The sequence below is a fragment of the Photobacterium sp. GB-210 genome (assembly GCF_003026075.1).
GTDB lineage: Bacteria > Pseudomonadota > Gammaproteobacteria > Enterobacterales > Vibrionaceae > Photobacterium.
The window spans coordinates 187,296-205,610 of the sequence record NZ_PYNU01000001.1 but is presented as its reverse complement, the minus strand read 5'-3'; the positions used below and the strand labels follow the sequence as shown (position 1 = coordinate 205,610).

General features: G+C 41.9%; 16 protein-coding genes. All 16 read right to left on the bottom strand.

Annotation, left to right across the window (positions count from 1 at the left end):
* Positions 1-49: 49 nt before the first annotated feature.
* The 16 genes from fliJ to flgK all read right to left on the bottom strand — a co-directional run bounded on the left by fliJ (position 50) and on the right by flgK (position 18,258).
* Complete coding sequence (fliJ, locus tag C9J38_RS01055) at positions 50-490, bottom strand: flagellar export protein FliJ (protein ID WP_045148062.1); 441 nt, start codon at positions 488-490, stop codon at positions 50-52.
* 31 nt (positions 491-521) lie between these two features.
* Positions 522-1,844 (bottom strand): flagellar protein export ATPase FliI, encoded by a 1,323-nt coding sequence (gene fliI / locus C9J38_RS01050; RefSeq protein ID WP_005370306.1) that lies wholly within the window; start codon positions 1,842-1,844, stop codon positions 522-524.
* A complete protein-coding gene (gene fliH, locus C9J38_RS01045) occupies positions 1,841-2,644 on the bottom strand; it encodes a flagellar assembly protein FliH (RefSeq protein WP_107205496.1) in 804 nt (267 codons plus the stop codon). The genes fliI and fliH overlap by 4 nt, the downstream gene beginning before the upstream one ends.
* Before the next feature lie 35 nt (positions 2,645-2,679).
* Positions 2,680-3,723, bottom strand: a complete 1,044-nt coding sequence (gene fliG, locus C9J38_RS01040; RefSeq protein ID WP_107205920.1) for a flagellar motor switch protein FliG — start codon at positions 3,721-3,723, stop codon at positions 2,680-2,682.
* The gene (fliF, locus tag C9J38_RS01035) at positions 3,716-5,464 is read right to left on the bottom strand and encodes a flagellar basal-body MS-ring/collar protein FliF (RefSeq protein ID WP_107205495.1); all 1,749 of its coding nucleotides are present in this window, start codon (positions 5,462-5,464) and stop codon (positions 3,716-3,718) included. The genes fliG and fliF overlap by 8 nt, the downstream gene beginning before the upstream one ends.
* A 61-nt stretch (positions 5,465-5,525) precedes the next feature.
* Entirely contained in the window at positions 5,526-5,837 is a 312-nt protein-coding gene (gene fliE / locus C9J38_RS01030) for a flagellar hook-basal body complex protein FliE (protein ID WP_107205494.1), read from the bottom strand.
* Positions 5,838-5,878: 41 nt separating this feature from the next.
* A complete protein-coding gene (locus C9J38_RS01025) occupies positions 5,879-7,258 on the bottom strand; it encodes a sigma-54 dependent transcriptional regulator (RefSeq protein ID WP_107205493.1) in 1,380 nt (459 codons plus the stop codon).
* Between the two features lie 37 nt (positions 7,259-7,295).
* Positions 7,296-8,336, bottom strand: coding sequence for a PAS domain-containing sensor histidine kinase (locus C9J38_RS01020; protein WP_107205492.1), 1,041 nt, complete (start codon positions 8,334-8,336; stop codon positions 7,296-7,298).
* Positions 8,337-8,674: 338 nt separating this feature from the next.
* Positions 8,675-10,123 (bottom strand): sigma-54 dependent transcriptional regulator, encoded by a 1,449-nt coding sequence (locus tag C9J38_RS01015; protein WP_107205491.1) that lies wholly within the window; start codon positions 10,121-10,123, stop codon positions 8,675-8,677.
* A gap of 274 nt (positions 10,124-10,397) precedes the next feature.
* Positions 10,398-10,799: a flagellar export chaperone FliS gene (fliS, locus tag C9J38_RS01010; RefSeq protein WP_107205490.1), complete on the bottom strand. Its 402-nt coding sequence runs from the start codon at positions 10,797-10,799 to the stop codon at positions 10,398-10,400.
* A 52-nt stretch (positions 10,800-10,851) separates the two neighbouring features.
* Complete coding sequence (locus C9J38_RS01005) at positions 10,852-11,151, bottom strand: flagellar biosynthesis protein FliS (RefSeq protein WP_107205489.1); 300 nt, start codon at positions 11,149-11,151, stop codon at positions 10,852-10,854.
* Between the two features lie 12 nt (positions 11,152-11,163).
* Positions 11,164-12,549: a flagellar filament capping protein FliD gene (gene fliD, locus C9J38_RS01000; RefSeq protein ID WP_107205488.1), complete on the bottom strand. Its 1,386-nt coding sequence runs from the start codon at positions 12,547-12,549 to the stop codon at positions 11,164-11,166.
* 11 nt (positions 12,550-12,560) lie between these two features.
* Entirely contained in the window at positions 12,561-12,986 is a 426-nt protein-coding gene (locus C9J38_RS00995; RefSeq protein WP_107205487.1) for a flagellar protein FlaG, read from the bottom strand.
* A gap of 70 nt (positions 12,987-13,056) precedes the next feature.
* The gene (locus C9J38_RS00990) at positions 13,057-14,475 is read right to left on the bottom strand and encodes a flagellin (RefSeq protein WP_107205486.1); all 1,419 of its coding nucleotides are present in this window, start codon (positions 14,473-14,475) and stop codon (positions 13,057-13,059) included.
* Positions 14,476-14,676: 201 nt separating this feature from the next.
* The gene (gene flgL, locus C9J38_RS00985; RefSeq protein WP_107205485.1) at positions 14,677-15,912 is read right to left on the bottom strand and encodes a flagellar hook-associated protein FlgL; all 1,236 of its coding nucleotides are present in this window, start codon (positions 15,910-15,912) and stop codon (positions 14,677-14,679) included.
* A gap of 12 nt (positions 15,913-15,924) precedes the next feature.
* Complete coding sequence (gene flgK, locus C9J38_RS00980; RefSeq protein ID WP_107205484.1) at positions 15,925-18,258, bottom strand: flagellar hook-associated protein FlgK; 2,334 nt, start codon at positions 18,256-18,258, stop codon at positions 15,925-15,927.
* Between the last annotated feature and the right edge of the window lie 57 nt (positions 18,259-18,315).

Sequence of the window (18,315 nt, the reverse complement as noted above, 5' to 3'; positions counted from 1 at the left end):
AGATAAGCTGGAGTAATGCAAAAACTAAACCAGTTACTCATCAATAAGGTTATTGTTGTAACCTTCGCGCAAATTGCAATGTAACAAATTCATCCATCATTTTTTGCTCTTGCTTATCAAGCCACTGTTTATGCTCACGTTCGCGTTTTTCCACCAGCCATTCAACCGAACGTCTTTTTTGTTGCATTTCTTGCCAGTGCTGGGAGCACTTTTGAATTTGTTCTTCAAAGTACCCTCCCGCTTGCTTTTGCTTTTCTAATGTTTGATCCAGTTGCGTTAAGAATTTCTGTAAATGACTATATTGACTTGCGGTTAAACCTTGTTGGCCCCTAACAGATAACTGATTGAGATAATCCAATCGATATTTTTCAATCTGCGCTAATTGCTGTAAGTAATTTTGTTGCTCAATACGGGCTTGGTTTAACGCTAAACTGGCTTGATGCTCTTGCTCTTTCGCTTGCTCGATGATTAATCCTAGCGCGTTAGACATACTTAATTTCCTTATCCATGATCACCTGCAATTAACCACCTAATGTTGAGCGCAACATATTGACGCACATCTCATAGGGCACTGACTCTTTCATTTCTTGTTGCAGATAAGCGTCTAATTTCGGTTTAAAACTAAAAGCTTGATCAATCGTATTATCCGTTCCGGGTTTATAAGCACCAATGGAGACTAAATCTTGATTTTTACGGCATATAGAAAGAATTTGACGTACCGCTTTTGACATCAACATATGCTCTTCGCTCACAATCGCAGGCATAACACGACTCACCGAACGTTCGACATCGATCGCAGGATAATGTCCAGCGTCTGCCATCTCACGAGATAACACAATGTGACCATCTAAAATCGCACGAGAGGCATCTGCAATAGGATCTTGCAAGTCATCACCTTCACTAAGAACGGTAAAGAAAGCCGTTATAGAACCTTGATTTTCATTACCATTACCCGCACGTTCCACCAACGCAGGTAACTTTGCAAATACCGAAGGTGGATAACCTTTGGTTGCTGGCGGCTCACCAACAGACAATGCGATTTCACGTTGTGCTTGTGCAAAACGGGTCAGAGAATCCATCAGCAGTAATACATCAAAGCCCTGATCGCGGAAATACTCAGCAATCGTCAATGAGGTTTGACAACCTTTTAAGCGCATTAATGGTGATGCATCAGCAGGTGCCGCCACCACCACAGATCGCGCACGGCCTTCAGGCCCTAAGCTTTCTTCAATAAACTCTTTAACTTCACGACCACGCTCACCAATAAGGCCAACCACAACAATCTGGGCACTGGTGCCACGAGTCATCATGCCTAAAGTCACAGACTTACCAACACCCGAGCCTGCAAACAGACCAATACGCTGGCCTTTGCCTACCGTCAAACAGCCATTGATCGCTTTAATGCCCACATCAAGCGGCTCTTTGATTGGTTTACGGGCGAGAGGATTGATAGGAGTGGCATTAAATGAAGCTCGATGCTCGGTAAAAATAGGCCCTAAGCCATCGAGCGGATTACCCACCCCATCAATAACCCGACCTAATAATTCAGGACCAACGGGTAGACCACTATTGTGCAGAATTGGCGTGACTTTAGCGCCTGGCATCACCCCAAGCAGCTGTTCACTCGGCATGAGAAACAAGGTTTCACCTGAAAAGCCAACCACTTCAGCTTCAAGTTCACCATTTAATGTTTCTACTTTACATAAGCTACCAACAGGAGCACGGCAACCTATTGCTTCAAGTGTTAAACCAACAACTCGCACTAAACGTCCAGAAGCAACAGGCTTACATCCCGTCCCTTCCGTTTTATACTGACTTAACCGTTCGGCTAGTGAGGCTGTCATTTAGATTGATCTCGAATACTACTATTAACCGCTTCAAAGCTACTTAAAGAGTGACGAATACGATCTTCGATAAAATAATCAACCGAAGTATCATGGCTATTTAATTGCAAATCACCTCGATTTAAACTTGGCTCAGCAATAAGTTTCCATTTACGCTCTAACAAGTCATCGTCACTAAAATTTTGTTTTATTAGGGCTACATCTTCAGGATGAAGATTCATCGTAATATCACGATTGGCAACCGGTAACGTCGCCACCACTTCACGAATCGTGTTTAAAATCACTTGTGGATTCGTTTTCACTTCCACTCGGATCAACTCTTTCGCTAAACCTAAAGCAAGTTGCATCACCTGCTCTTCAACGTCACGATCAACTTGTGCAATTGGCGCTAATAACTTTTCAGCCACTGACGCCAAATGATTCACTTGTTCTGTTATTTGTTGTTGGGCTTGCTCTAACCCCTGTTGTAACCCTTGCTCTTTGCCTTCAACAAGGCCAGATTCAAGCCCTTCAGCGTGACCGGTTTTAAACCCTTCACTGTGTCCAGCTTGTCGTCCTTGCTCTATTCCTTCGTCATACGCCGATTGCTGCATCGCTTCTAAATCAGCAGCCGTTAATGGCGGAGGCCCCGCTTCTTCTTCAGGCTCGAATTCTTCAATAACAGGGCGCGGCTGATAATTAAAAGCGTTGTCACTTTGTTCTTGACGCTGTTCTGAATAATCAGGGTATGCCCAACGTTCTAATTCTTGTGCTTGGTGGTCTGAAACTCGAAAAAAGCCGCGACGACGTTCATCACTCATGACGACCACCTGCTAATTCAACAATAGGGATAATTTTATAGGTACTCATCTGCACCGCCACCGCCGCCGCCCAGCATAATTTCACCTGCATCAGAAAGACGACGAGCAATGGTTAGAATTTCTTTTTGCGCCGCTTCTACATCAGCAACACGAATCGGCCCCATCGCTTCTAATTCTTCACGTAGCATCTCAGAAGCACGCTTGGACATATTGGCGAAGAATTTATCACGCAGCATATCATCCGCACCTTTTAGTGCTTTTTGTAAGAGATCTTGTGGTATATCACGGAGCAAGGTCTGAATACCGCGATCATCGACTTCTGTTAGGTTATCAAATACAAACATTAAGTCTTGGATCTGGGTCGCCGTATCTTCATCCGTTTCACGGATCTGATCCATCAACAAGCCTTCAACATTATTATCGAGGTAGTTCATGATCTCAGCCGCAGCTTTCAAGCCGCCAATTTTAGCCGCTTGCGCACCAGCTTGACCTGCAAACTGTTTCTCCATGATATCGTTCAATTCATGCAGTGCCGCTGGTTGTACTTCTTCTAAGTTCGCAATACGCATCATCAGATCTAAACGTACACGCTCAGGAAATTGCGCTAAGATTTCCGCAGATTGTTCCGGCTCTAAGTATGATAAAACAATGGTTTGGATCTGCGGGTGCTCATTGAGAATAATGCTCGCTACTTGACGAGGATCCATCCATTTCAGCGAATCCAAGCCACGAGAGCCACTGCCCATCAGGATTTGATCAACAAGGTTATTCGCTTTATCTTCACCTAACGCAGCAACTAATGTGTTACGTACGAAATCTTCGCTACCCATGCCAATGCTAGTGTATTTTTGAATATCTTCGAGAAACAATCGGTGTACACCGGAGACTTTCTCTTGGCTAAGATCTGTCATACTCGCCATCGCACCACCCACACGTTGCACCTGCTTAGGTTCAAGGTGACGAATAATACTGGCAGCATCTTGCTCACTAAGGCTAAGCAGTAAAATGGCGGCTTTTTCTGTCCCACTTAGCGTATTTGGATCAAATTTATTTTCACTTATAGCAACATCATTAGCCATCTTCATTCACCCAACTTTTAACCACTTGTGCTGCGAGATCAGGTTCATTATCCACCAATGCTCGAACGGCTTTCAGTAAATCTTCATCTTTATGTAAATTTGGTAAATCTAAGCTACTAGAGCTCAATTCAAACCCTTCACCGCCATCCAATTCTGCGCCAATAAGCCCAACAGCATCCGCTGAGTTTGCCATAACTGGCATACCATTTTCGTCTAATGGCGTACCATCTGGTGCTTGGTTTGGATACAACAGCTTACGCATTGCTGGACGTACTAATACCATAATCACCACAATAATAACGAGCGCCGCTGCAATCCAACGTACCCAGCTACTAAAGTTCGGATTTTCCCAGATAGGGAGATCGGCAGCTAATTGAGATTCTGGTAACGCAAAAGGAACGGAAAGCACTTCAAGTAAATCCCCTCGCGCTTCTGAAAAACCAATCCCCCCCATTAGCAGGCGGCGAATTTTAGCAATTTCTGCTTCTGAAACAGGTACGCGAGTCACATCCCCCGTTTTAGGATCTGTGATGGTCTTATAATCCACCGCAACAGATACCGTTTGACGGTCAATAACCCCCGTTTGTGCACGCTTATGGCTAATCGTGGTATCTAATTCATAGTTACGGGTAGATTCTCTATGTACCGAGCCATCACTGCCGTTTGTACCCGACTGCATGTCTTTCACATTTTGAGGGATTGCCGATTCAACCGGCGGCTGATTACTTAATGCACCAGGAATACCTGCAACTTGGTTACCACCATTAATATCTTCCAGCGTAAATTCACTGCGCGTTGCCGCTGTTGATGGATCATAGCGCTTACGCGTTTCTTCTAATGCCGAGAAATCCATAGCAACGTCAACTTGCGAAGTATAATTACCCAGACCTAAAACAGGCATTAAGATAGCATCAATTTTTTCGCGTAATGCTTGTTCCTGTTTTCGCTCTAATTCGTATTCTTTACGTTTCGCTGTTGTACTAGGATCTTCAGTACCAGAGCTCAATAAACGACCATGTTGATCGGTTACCGTGACTCGTGTTGGACGAAGCCCAGGTACCGCTGTTGCCACCATATCAACAATGGAATCTACTTCTTGTTGGCCTAATGAACCACCAGAAGATAAGGTTAAAAAGACTGTTGCCGTCGCTTCTTGATTATGACGAACAAACACACTTTGTTTTGGTGTCGCCAATAAAACCTGCGCTTTACGTACTTGGCTAATTTGTTCGATAGCACGGGCTAATTGACGTTCACGACTGAGCTTTAAACGCTCACTTTCCATTCGTTGTGATACACCAAATCCCATGTCTTGCAATAAAATATCATCGCCTTCTGCCGTTTGGGCATTTAGTCCAGTACGGGTTAAATCTAACTTGATCGCACTGTATTCATCAGCAGGAACGCGGATCGTATTGCCATCTAATTGATATTCAATTTTCTTTTGATCAAAGTGATCGAGGATTGGAATTAATTCTTCGGTATCATAAGTGCCTAATGGGCGCATCTCAGGCTCTTTGATCCACATTGTTACCAACACGATTAGCGCGACACAAATTGCCACCGATAGCACTAGAATAACTTGACGTAATAAATCCAAGTTACCCAAAATACTATCAGTCGAAGAGGCTTTCTTCTCTGAAATATCAGCACCTTGATCTGCGCCCATATCATCATGTAATACAGGAGCGGCGCCATTGCCCGATACCGCCAAAGGTTGATTAATGTTTTCTTCTGCCACGACTTTTACCCATAAACTGCAAGAATAACGGTGTTACTTTCCATACTTTAAAAAGTCAGGCTTATACCGGCATATTCATTAATTCTTTGTACGCTTGTACCATTTTATTGCGAACTTGTACGGTTGCTTCAAACGCCACACTAGACTTATTTCTTGCAATCATGACATCTGCTAATGAAACGCTACGATCACCTTGATCAAAACGCGTTGCTAACTCACTGGATTGCCCTTGTATCTGATTCACAGATTGCAATGCATCACTCAAAAGATTGCCAAAATCAGAGCTCACTTGTTGGGCTGTTGCAGGGGAAGTGGTATTTTGAGCATCCAGTCTCATTGCTTGCATTTCTGCTTGTAATCCGTTTACTTTCATTCCGTGATTCTCTCTATAAATGTATTTATTTTAACCGCTCACTACGCAGGAATTTCAATACCTGCATCACGCATTTTCGCCAATTTATAGCGCAAAGTTCGAGGACTGATCCCTAACTGCTCTGCCACATCTTTACGGCTGCCTTCACAGGCGATTAAAGTATCTAAAATAATACTAAACTCTTGTTCACGTAACTCACTACCCAGCCCTTCTCCCGTTGCCGCCGGTTTAGGACGAGCAGCCACAACGCAAGGTTCAGGCTCTGGCACACTTTGAGGCATTTCCGTATCTAGCCAATCAAAATGTTCTAATAAAATATCTTGCTGTTGAATGTGGTTGTTATCGCAAAGAATTAACGCGCGTTGAATAACGTTATCTAATTCTCGCACATTCCCAGGCCACGGGTATTGCACTAATTTATCTTGTGCAGCTTGGCTTATACTTGGTACCACATTTCCTTGTTTGATACTGTGTCGCTCTGCAAATAATGCTGCTAAAGGCAGAATATCGCCCTGACGTTCAGCTAAAGCAGGCCAAGCAATTGGGAAGACATTAAGTCGGTAGTACAAATCTTCACGAAAATGCCCTTCTGCCACATAAGTTTTAAGTTCACGGTTACTGGTCGCAAGAATACGTACATCTAACTTAATGCTTTTGCGGCCACCTAGACGTTCAACTTCACGTTCTTGCAATACACGCAATAATTTTGCCTGTAAGCCTAAATCCATTTCACTGATTTCATCAAGCAATAAGGTACCACCTTGCGCTTGCTCAAATTTACCCGGACAGGCTTGAATCGCCCCCGTAAATGCACCTTTTTCATAGCCAAATAAGGTCGCTTCAAGCATATTTTCAGGAATGGCAGCGCAGTTAATGGCAATAAAGGGCCCATCTTTACGCTCGGAGTTATCATGGATATAACGAGACAGTACTTCCTTTCCTGAGCCACTCGGCCCTAGCACCATCACATTCGCCTCCGTTTTTGCGACCTTATCAGCAAGTGCTAATAACTTGATACTTTTCGGATCAGCAACAACGGTTTTACTGCTTTGTTTTTTTATCGGCGCATAACGCCCGACCATGTTTAACAGCACTTCAGGGGCAAAGGGTTTTGCCATATAATCAATCGCACCTTCACGCATTGCCGCGACTGCATCTTCAATATTGGCGTAAGCCGTCATTAATAGTACTGGGATTTTAGGCCAATTTAATTTAATACTGCGAAGTAATGCTAATCCATCCATCCCTGCCATTTGTACATCAGAGACAACGATATCAACCGCTTCCGACTTCATGATCACTAAAGCATGCTCTGCGCTTTCCGCTTCAATCCATTGATAGCCAGCTAACGCTAACGTATCAACCAATGCTTCACGTAATCCTTCATCATCTTCGACTACTAAGACTCTCGTTTGATTCATCTCTTCTCTCCATGAGTAAGCTCTGGCACTTTAATGCTCACGATGCGGCTAACTGTGATTGCATATTCTGCTGTGAGGCAATGGGAAGGGTTAAAGTAAAGCATGCCCCTTTACCTAACTCTGATATTAAAGACAACTTGCCACGATGCGCGAGTGCCACCATTTGAACAACGGCTAATCCCAACCCTGTACCTTGTTTTCGAGTGGTAAAGAAAGGCTCTAAGACCTTGCTTTGGAGCTCTGTCGCAATACCGGGGCCATTATCAGTGACTGATAACAAAATTTCGTCACCTACGGCATAACAAGACACAGCAACAGTACAGCCTTTACCTGACATTTGGATAGCGTTTGTAATTAGGTTACTGATAGCGCTCGCCAGTGCATTTTCATTGCCTAAAATAGCCAGTGATTCATCATCACAGTCAATACTAAAATCAACATTTTGGCTCATCACCAAGGCTTCAACCATGTTTTCCATACTATTAAGTAAACTTTCTAATGAAAAACAATTAACCACTTTATTATCACCACCTTTGGCGAACAGCAGCATATCATTAACTTGTTTTTCAAGATCTTGAAGACGATCGACAAGTTTACTTTGGAAGCGTTCACGGGTTGTTACTGGCAAGTTAGGGGCAGATAAATTAGCGGCGTATAACATCGCACTCGATAATGGTGTTCTGACTTGATGCGCCAAGGATGCCACCATTTTTCCTAAGGACGACAGTCGCTGCATTTCACTTAATCGTGATTGTAATCGGCGCGTTTCTGTCATGTCTGTAATGACAATTAACTGTCCAGCCGAAGAGGCTGAAATAGCTAATTTTACCTTAGCGCCAGAGCGCAGTGAAATTTCGTGTCCATCATCTTCCTGAGGCTGAAAACAGCGCTGGATAATATCTACCCAACGTTCACCTTCAAGGGGCTCGCCGAGCAAACGTAATGCTTCATTATTGGTTTCACAAATAATGCCTTTAGGATCGAGTAAAATGACACCAACAGGCATCACTTCCAGCACTTGTTGATAACGTTCAACTTGTTGTTCTAATGCCCCAATCACAACCGCTTTATCATCCATGCATGAAACCTAATAACAAAAAATCCAATCTAATTCATAAAAAAGCAATTTACATGCCATGTATTATTCTTTTAAATCATGCAATTACAAAATAGTCATGACAAAAAAACAATGTCAAAAAAATGACAATATATTAGAGTTTTATGGAATTGGCTAAAAAAATACAGATTGGCAGCAGTTTTTTGAGAGGTTATTGCTAAAAATAAATTAAAAGAAAGTGATTGTTAGCCCGCTCTGTTGAAAGTGATGTATTAACAACCTGCTATTTCGATTGCTATGAGGAATAAAAAAGCCGATGTCAAATTAATGGCATCGGCTTTGTATAAATTCATGACGCTCTATAAGCCTTCTTTATTCAGACCATATTTACGCATTTTTTCTACTAACGTAGTGCGTCGCATACCAAGCATATCAGCCGCCCTTGCAACAACACCTGACTGAGCATCTAACGCTTGCTTGATCATATCAACTTCAAGATCAGCTAACATTTCTTTTAAATTTAGCCCTTCAGGAGGAAGCTCGCTATTTACACCTGTTTGCTCATCTTCATATGATGAAAACATACTTGCTAATGCTTCTTGCTCTAATTCCTCAACACTTGGTTGAGAACTTTCTGGCGTAAAGTCAGGAAGTTGGCCGTAGCGATACTTAATCGGCAAATGATTAGTATCGACCATTTCACCGGGGTACAGAATACATAAACGCTCAACAAGGTTTGCAAGTTCACGTACGTTACCCGGCCAGTTATGCTCCATTAATGAATTAATCGCACGCGGTGTGAAGTGAATGCGTTTCGCACCTTCAGCTTCCATTCGAGTAAGCAACTCTTGAAGTAATAAAGGCAAATCCTCAATACGTTCACGCAATGCGGGCATATCAATAGGAAAAACATTAAGGCGATAGTACAAATCTTCACGGAATAAATTCTCATGGATCATTTTGTCTAAATCGCGGTGTGTTGCTGCAACAATACGTACGTTGGTTTTAATGGTTTGACTACCACCAACACGTTCAAAGCTTCGTTCTTGCAAAACGCGTAGGAGCTTAACTTGCATCGACATCGGCATATCACCGATTTCATCAAGAAATAACGTACCACCTTCAGCTAATTCAAAACGGCCTTTACGTGCAGAAATCGCACCAGTAAATGCCCCTTTTTCATGACCAAACAATTCACTTTCCAGTAAATCTGGCGGAATAGCACCACAGTTAACAGGAACAAACGGACCTTTACCACGCGCAGAGTGATAATGAACGTTACGTGCCACGACTTCTTTGCCTGTACCAGATTCACCTAAAATCAGCACACTGGCATCACAAGCAGCCACTTGCTCCATAAGGTGACGGATCTGACTAATTGTAGAGCTACTACCAACCATGCTACGGAATAAGGTATTTTTACGCCCTAGCTGAGGAACTTGGTAAGCACGTTTACCCATGTATTCTTGGCAATGACGGAAAGCATCAACGAGTTGGTTATAATGCAAAGGTAACTCTAGATCGCCAACATAATTCGCTAAACCAGAAAGATGAGCACGGTGATTTCCAAGCGATACAACAGGAATATGGGCATGAATTTTTAATGCATCTACGATATGAGATAAATGTTTATTTACTTCAATATTGCCCAGTAAACATGCGCCCCATGACTGCTGCCATAATGATGCATCAATACTCTGTGACGAGATAATTTCACACTGCTCACCAACAAACCCCAGAATTACACTGAGATCATGACGTTGCTGTTGATCGTCCTCAATAACGAGTGTCTTTGCTAAACCTTGCATAGAATGGATATAGCCTGCCTTCATAAAATGATGTAATTATTGGCCTATTTAATAGAAATGCGAACCACTGCCAATATTATTGGTATCTATTGTAATTAAACCATAGGAGAAGGCAATATTTGATAACGGAAAGGTGTGATACCAATACAAGGATAGATAAAACAATAGGACGAATATTGCGCATTTACAGCTATTCATCCTATATTTGAAGAGTTATTACCATTTTTTATAGTGTTATCCTGCCTATATGCATTTTAACACTTAACTTTATTAATTAACTCGCTTCACTTAAATGATGATACTCAGTTGGGATTTGATCCCACGCTGATTTGATCTCACGTAGCATACCAATCACATCATCAATGGGCTTAGTTTGGTTTTCGGCATTTGCTCGGCTGATCTCTGCAGCCATAAACTCATATAGGGCATCAAGGTTCTTGGAAATATCACCACCGTCTTCCATTGATAAGCAATCACGCAGACTTAGTACAATATCTAATGCTTTGCTTAAACGCTCGCATTTAACCGCAACATTGCCTTGCTCCATTGCCGCTTTTCCTTGAATTAAACGCTCAATCGCCCCTGCATACAGCATTTGAATAATACGGTGAGGAGAAGCACTGGCTAATTGTGCGTTTACTGAAACTTTTTTATATGCCTGAAGAGAACCACGCATGATGTAATCCCTTATTTAATAAGTGAAATCAAAATCAACAAAACCAAGAAGGCTATAAACCGTTTTGTTGAATATTGCTATACAGTGATAACGATTGTTTGCTCTTTTTAGAACGCACTAATCGCTCGCCAATAATGTCTTTGTGTTTTTGAATTAAGCTTTTTAATGCTTTCGTTCGTGCAACCACATCATCAAACACGACACGCGTTAAATCAGGTTGCCCTAAGATGTTTTCTACTTCTTGATGACGCAGAGCAACCAAATTTTCCAATTGTTGAGGAAAATCATCAGGATAATCTTGCTGCTGCAAAAGCTGTTCAATCTGCTGTTCGAGTTGAGTTAATTTTTCCATTTTTCATTCACTTTAAAATGTCATTAGGCTCATCATGGTATTCAGCTGATTATTCATTTTTCCAATAGCTGCATCCATCGCGGTAAACTGTTGATAGGTTCGTTCTTCATAAGCTTTCATTCGCTCATTTAAATCATCCATATCATCGTTTAATCTGTCTTGCTGCTCTTTTAAACTTTTCTCTTTATTGGTTAGAGAGCCGTCCGTTGAACTGGTGTAACCTTTAAAAATAGCTTCAGCCTTATCAAGAAAGCCTTTTTCATCGGTATGGAAGAAAGAATTAAATGCATTAAAATTATCTTTTAAAGACTCATCTAACTTTTCATCATCAATCTCGATTTTTCCATAACGGTCAGTGGTAATACCAAAGTCACTTAAGCTATAAGTTCTACCATCAACTTCGATACCCGCATTCATCATATTTCGCATTTGACTGATAATTGAACGGGTTAAACTATCACCGTTTAATGGCCCACTAGATTTAGACTCTGTATCGTATTTACTTAAACTATCAGCGGTATCGATAAACTCATTGTACTTTTCAACAAAGTCTTCAATTGAAGACTTTGCCGTTGAAGTGTCGTTGGTGATATCAATCGTTGCGAACTTAACATCGTCAGTATTTGTGAGTTTTTTAATATCAAGCGTCACACCTTCAATGGCATCTTCGATTTTATTACTACTACTAGTGATCTCGGTGAAGTTATCAATTTTTATTTTGGCATCAACACCGTTTTGCATCTCAACCATATCGGCATTGGCTGTTGGATTGGCAGGATCAAAGCTTAATTTGGCTAGCTCGCCCGTCATCCCTGAAGCATCAATAGAAATTTCATTGGCAACACCGGTATCAGTGCTTGAAAAAACAATTTTCGAACCATTGGCATCATTAATAACTGTTGCCGTTACACCAGGGTTATCTGCAGAATTGTTAATTGCATTCAGTACATCTTTTAAGCTGCTTTTATCTTGATCAATGGTGACAGACATGGTTTTACCATCAACGGTAATTTCCAAATCGCCCGATCCCAGTTGTGCTTTAGGATCGGCATCAAAAGCACTGTTAGTGACCACTTTATGAGATTTGGCAATTTCTAACACTTCAACGGTATAACTACCATTTTTTGCTTTATCTGATGCTTCAACAGAGACAAAATCTTTCTCAGATGATTTAGCTGATTGACCTGCAAATACTTTATCTTCAGCAAATTTTTTCACCATATCTTCTAAACCAGATACCGCCGATTTAATTTGCCCGTAGCCACTTAACTGTACTTCCAGTTTTTGTTGCTGCTCTTTAATGCGTTGCTCTTTTGGCGTACGCTCGGCGGCAACCAATTGTTGCGTCATGCCCGCCACATCTAAGCCAGAAGCTAAACCACCTGCACTTAACCCCATGAGTTTTCCTTTTACACTTTATGACTTAACGAGCCTAAACCGTACTTGGCCAAATTTTTGTTTAAATCTAGCAATTCTTGTGCCGGAACTTGGCGAATAACTTCACCCGTTTTGTTATCAACTATGGTGGCAATTGGTTTACCTGACTCATCATCTTGATGGAAACGTAACGAACGATTGGCAGATTGTAATGCCATTTCAATCTGCTTAATTCTCTCTTGTTCCGACTTTTGCTCTAGCAAAGATGAATTAAGGGGATCGTCAATGTCACTGGAATCAATAGGATTAACAGCCTTTATCGATGATAGGGAAGATTCAGAGCTAACAGTTTGTTGCTCTACACCTTGAGGGGAAGTGTGACGAACTTTCTTATCGCCTTCCATATCCTGATTAGAGGTTAAAGACGATGAAAAGATAGTTATCGGATTGATCGCCATAGCCAGTCCTTAGCGATATCGCTGTAAGTAAAAAGCCCTGTATTGAATATACAGGGCTTCATTTGAATGATTAACCCAGTAGGCTAAGTGCCGCTTGTGGGATCTGCTTAGCTTGCGCAAGAATTGAAGTACTTGCTTGTTGCAGAATTTGGTTCTTCGTCATGTTAGTGGTTTCAGCTGCGAAATCGACATCTTTAATACGGCTGTTTGATGCATTTACGTTTTCATTGATGTTCGCAAGGTTATTTAACGTGTGGTTAAAACGGTTTTGTACCGCACCCAAATCTGCTCGTTGTGAGTCAATCCCAGCAATAGCTGCGTCAATAACGTCTAGTGCGCCTTGAGCACCACTCTGACTTGTAATATCGATATCTTTAACAGTACTTAAAGATGAGTTACCAGCTGCAGTAGTAATGGCTGTAGCAGTACCAGTTACCGTAAACTTATCACTAGAACTAAAAGTTAATTCAGAATTAACTACAGCACCACCAACATTAACAGTAGCAGCTGTACCAGCAACTCCCGTTGAAGGATCAACTGCCGCCATAGTTAATGTACCGCCTGCAGGACCTACAGCTTTAATACCTGCAACATCTTCAGCTTCGATCTGCAATTTACCTGTAGACTTATCATAAGTAGCATTATAACCATCTTTACCGATATCACTTGCAAGCTCAGACATATCACCATTATAAGAGCTTAAGTCATAACTTGTTGTACCAATCTCCAGTGTACCAGTATCGGAAGCAGTCAAATTATCCAACTCAACACGAGCCGTAGCCTTAGCTTCAACACCAGTACCCAATGCACTCAAGGCATCAGCTGCTGCTTTAGCATCCATTGTTGAAATATCAGTAGTAGCTGAAACACCATTTGGACCTGATAAAACTATATCACTTGCGCCTGTTGCTAAACCGTATGCTGTGCCTGCTGCTGCTGCTGCGCCAAATACAGTACCAGCACCTGATTTCTGGTGTTGACCAATATCGCCAGAAGCAACACTTGATAATGAAACATCAATAGTCTCATTCGCATTTGAGCCAACTTGGAAGGATTTCGTACCGAAAGTACCATCTAATAACTGTTGACCACCAAACGTTGTAGTATCTGCAATACGGGTCATTTCTGTTTGTAAGGCACTTACTTCTTTTTGAAGTGCTTCACGGTCTTCAGCTGAGTTTGAGCCATTCGCTGCTTGAAGAGACAAATCACGCATACGTTGAAGCATGTTTGTTGTTTCTGACATCGCGCCTTCAGCGGTTTGCGCCATTGAGATACCGTCGTTGGCATTACGCATTGCTACGTTTAGACCGTTTGTTTGGCTGGTTAAACGGTTTGAGATTTGAAGACCTGCAGCATCATCTTTTGCAGAGTTAATGCGAAGACCAGAAGAAAGTTTTTCCATGCTATTAGCAACGCCGTTGCTTGCACCGTTTAGGTAACGCTGGGCGGTCATTGCAGAGACGTTAGTATTAACTGTAACAGCCATAATTGTAGCTCCTTGATTTGATACCCAGCGATTCCCGGGCTAACTAAGTATTTCCTGTTGTGATTTCTTTAACGGCACGGCGAGAAAATGCTTTAATGTTTTTTTTTATTTTTTTCTTATCAAGGGTTAACTTTATTTTTTTACAGTAAGTTAGACAAAAAAAAGCGGCAACTTATTGCCGCTTAATTCTATGACAGATAGCTATAAATAATTAAATAATGTGAGTTCTTTTGTCTTATTAAACGCAGCCTGTGATGCTTGCAGTGCCATCGATTGTTCATTCATATCAATGATCGCTTTGCTGTAATCAAGATCTTCTAAGCCGCTTTGTGCTTTATTCAAGGTTAATTCAAAATCTTTGTGTTGTTCGCCCTGTCTATCAAGGGTTTGTAACACACTACCAACCTGCGAGCGCTGCTGGTTCATGTGAATGAATGCGCCATTTAAATCATCAATAACACGTTGTAAATTGGCATTACCTTCTGCTGATGACGTTGGCTGCTCTGCGTTGTTAATCGCATCTTTAAGAGAATCTAAAACGTTAAAGGTTTTACTCGGGGTTAACGCGACACTATCACCCATTTTGATTTCACCATCAAATTGAAAGTCTAACGTCCCCGCACCACCAGCAGCTGCGAGATCAAAGTTTACCCCCACTGTAGGATCATAAGTATTTTGATCTAATAGTACCCCCGTTGTTGGGTCCCCTTGATAAAGTTGATATTCCATTACACCAGCATTATCGACAAACTTAACACTGTAATTGTTGCTGTCATTAGGATTGCTATTTGTTGCCGTTAAAACATGTAGCTGCGAGTCTGATTGTAAACCAGAAAAGTCAGGCCGGTAATCACCGTAAGGGTTGGGTATCGCCATGAAGACATCATTACCCGTTAAGCTGGTCTTCACCTCTAAGTTTTTATCTATTTGGCTATGACGTGCTTGATCATCCCCTTGATAAACAATGGTTGGTGGCGTTTGTCCATTTTGCATAAACGGTTTGGTGGCTGATTGTGTACCTGCAAAAATATAGTTACCCGATTCATCTTGTGTATTTGCCAGCCCCAATAACTCATCATAAAGGCTCTGCAATTCATCTTTAAAGGCACTGCGATCTTCTGCAGCCATAGCACCATTGATCATGTGAATGACTTTTTGTTTCGTCACATCAAGATTGTTCTCTACACCCGTTAACGTTGATTCCGTCACATTCATGCGGTTGGTCGCTAATGTTATCGCATCTTGATATTGCGTGATGAGTGTCTGCTCTTGACGATAATTCTGAATCATTACTGATGAAACAGGATCATCACCGGCGGTTAATACGCGTCGACCCGTCGCTAAATGTTCATTACTGGTATTTAGTTCACCCTGCTTACGCATTAAATTCGAGGTTAAACTTTGATACTGGCTAGCAGTAGAAACTCGGTTAATCATGATTTACTCCTACTACACGGTACGCATTAAGGTATCAAAGGTTTCTTTAGCCACTGACATGATCCGAGATGATGCCATGTAAGATTGCTGGAACTTCATAAGATTAGCGGCTTCTTCATCAAGATTAACACCCGATAAGTTCGATACTCGCTCGGACGCGGCATCAAAATCCAATTGATTGACTTCTGCAGTTTTATCCGCATTATTCTTTAACATACCAATGTCTGTTGCTAACCCTTCAAACAAATCAATCACACTCGATTTGCCCTCATTCATGGTTTTGCCATGCTGAATTTGCTGCATTGCTAAGAAGTTACTGTTGCCACCTACCGCATTAGTCCGGCCTAAAGTCACCGTGAAGTTATCTCCAACTTGACCATTATCCGTCAGTGACAATGTCGGGGCTGTTTGGCCTGCAAAGGTAATTTCTTTACTCACGTTAGTTAATGGATAAGCCAGTGATTGGACGGTATTACCCGCATCATCTTTTAAATCCATTAGGGTGTTCGTTTGAGTATTCGTTACTGTTAACTTGTCAGAAGCGGTGATGGCTAACGTAAACGTATCACCAATCGCTGCACCTGAAGTTAAACTTGCTACGCTGATTTGATCACCATTGCTAGCAACCATGGTTAATACATTGCCCGTTGTTGTCAGTGGATAGTCTAGCTCGTTAACAACAGTACCCGTAGCATCCACTAAATTAATCGGATTATTTGCAGCATCTACCATGCTAAGTTTATCGCCCGCACCATTTAAGCTAAGGGTATACGTGCCTTGTGCCACTGTGGCACCAGCAGCTTGAATAGCCGTCAGCGTCGCTGTACCAGTGTTACTTGCATTATTGGTCGCTGTTAAATCAGCGCTGTTAATAATGTCGACTCTGTAGGTGCCCGCTAATTGGTCAGGCACTAACCCGCCGGCTTTATTGAGCTCTGCTGTTCCAACGTTATTTGGGTTAGCTTCAATACTGGATATTTTATTCCCTGCTAGGCCACGAGGATCTGACATCTCCACGCTAATGTTTGCCGCACCACGACGCATCGGCTGAATGATGACGGTCTCACTTTGTCCTGCCGCAGGGGGATTGCCCATCACAGTATTCATGGTTAACGTTAAACCATCGACACTGACTGATAAAGGCATTGTCGCCGTTGGAGATATAAGTGGATTGCCGTTTGACTGTTTCATCTCATTGCCAGCGGGATCGATTAAGCGAAAACTATAATCAGTACCATCAAATTCAGTTGTAAGCTGGTATTCTCCCGTTTTTAACGCATTTACATCATCAATTTTGACATCAATGTCAGTTTGGCTACCTAATGGCTTTAATACTCGCTCTTTCATTAAGTTAGGGTTGTTAACATCATAAAAAATAGCACCTCCAACCGCACCTGAGAGATCGGTACCCGATTGCTGCAAATCGTTTATTTGCTTTGAAAAGCCAATCGCCATTCGCCCCATTTCATCGAGGCTTTTATCTATTACATCATCACGGATCGACAACATGGCACCTAATCCTCCGCCAATGTGATCACTTTTAATGGCTTTGGCTTGATTCCCGTTAATTAATGCCATCTGTTTGTCTTCCAAATCAGGATCACCATTAACCATTTTTAATTGTGATGATTCAACGCCAGAAACCAAGGTATCACCGCTACCAATAATGACTTTATCGGCAAGGCTGCCTTTATCCGCCAATACTGTCACTTTGGTATATTTGGCTAATTCATTAATTAAGCCTCGTTGTTTATCCAGCAAGTCATGGTTTTTATCGCCATCAGGCATGCCTTGTAAACTGGTATTAATAGCGGCAAGTTCTTGCCCTAATGCATTCACACGCTCAAGTGTTACATCCAGTTGCTCATTCACATCTCGACGAATATTGGTTAACGTTTCATAAGAATTATTAAAACTTCTTGCCGCTTGTTCGGCATGCTCTAACACGGTTTGACGAGAGCCAAGATCGTTAGGGTGATCTGACAATGAACGTACCGAGTTATAAAAATTATTCATGCTATTAACTGTGTTAACAGCACTTTTTGAGGTGAAATCATCCAGCATCATCATGTGCTGTTGACGAACATTTGAAGCTTCAAGCTGGGTGGTAGAGAGGGTTAATTCACGGGCAGCAAACTGATCATAAGCACGATTAACGCTATCAATGTACGCACCACTGCCGTAATAGTTACCGCCGCTCCATTGTGCATCGGCCGCTTTTTGATCGACCACCTGACGGCTATAACCTGCGGTATGCACGTTACTAATATTATGGCTGGTTACATCAAGTTGCTTTTGCGATGTACGCAAACCACTGATACCAAGCTGCATTAAATCCGACGCCATATTAATTCCCTAACTCATTAACAACGTGATGTTTTATATCAATCTTAATGACGCTTC

Excerpts from the sequence above, each read along its gene's own strand:
- C9J38_RS00990 (WP_107205486.1), bottom strand. The coding sequence starts at position 14,475 with ATGGCTGTTACAGTTAATACTAACGTCTCTGCAATGACCGCCCAGCGT.
- C9J38_RS01015 (WP_107205491.1), bottom strand. The coding sequence starts at position 10,123 with ATGCAAGGTTTAGCAAAGACACTCGTTATTGAGGACGATCAACAGCAA.
- C9J38_RS01020 (WP_107205492.1), bottom strand. The coding sequence starts at position 8,336 with ATGGATGATAAAGCGGTTGTGATTGGGGCATTAGAACAACAAGTTGAA.
- C9J38_RS01025 (WP_107205493.1), bottom strand. The coding sequence starts at position 7,258 with ATGAATCAAACGAGAGTCTTAGTAGTCGAAGATGATGAAGGATTACGT.
- C9J38_RS00995 (WP_107205487.1), bottom strand. The coding sequence starts at position 12,986 with ATGGCGATCAATCCGATAACTATCTTTTCATCGTCTTTAACCTCTAAT.
- fliI (WP_005370306.1), bottom strand. The coding sequence starts at position 1,844 with ATGACAGCCTCACTAGCCGAACGGTTAAGTCAGTATAAAACGGAAGGG.
- fliS (WP_107205490.1), bottom strand. The coding sequence starts at position 10,799 with ATGCGTGGTTCTCTTCAGGCATATAAAAAAGTTTCAGTAAACGCACAA.
- fliG (WP_107205920.1), bottom strand. The coding sequence starts at position 3,723 with ATGGCTAATGATGTTGCTATAAGTGAAAATAAATTTGATCCAAATACG.
- flgK (WP_107205484.1), bottom strand. The coding sequence starts at position 18,258 with ATGGCGTCGGATTTAATGCAGCTTGGTATCAGTGGTTTGCGTACATCG.
- flgL (WP_107205485.1), bottom strand. The coding sequence starts at position 15,912 with ATGATTAACCGAGTTTCTACTGCTAGCCAGTATCAAAGTTTAACCTCG.
- fliJ (WP_045148062.1), bottom strand. The coding sequence starts at position 490 with ATGTCTAACGCGCTAGGATTAATCATCGAGCAAGCGAAAGAGCAAGAG.
- fliH (WP_107205496.1), bottom strand. The coding sequence starts at position 2,644 with ATGAGTGATGAACGTCGTCGCGGCTTTTTTCGAGTTTCAGACCACCAA.
- C9J38_RS01005 (WP_107205489.1), bottom strand. The coding sequence starts at position 11,151 with ATGGAAAAATTAACTCAACTCGAACAGCAGATTGAACAGCTTTTGCAG.
- fliE (WP_107205494.1), bottom strand. The coding sequence starts at position 5,837 with ATGAAAGTAAACGGATTACAAGCAGAAATGCAAGCAATGAGACTGGAT.
- fliD (WP_107205488.1), bottom strand. The coding sequence starts at position 12,549 with ATGGGGTTAAGTGCAGGTGGTTTAGCTTCTGGCTTAGATGTGGCGGGC.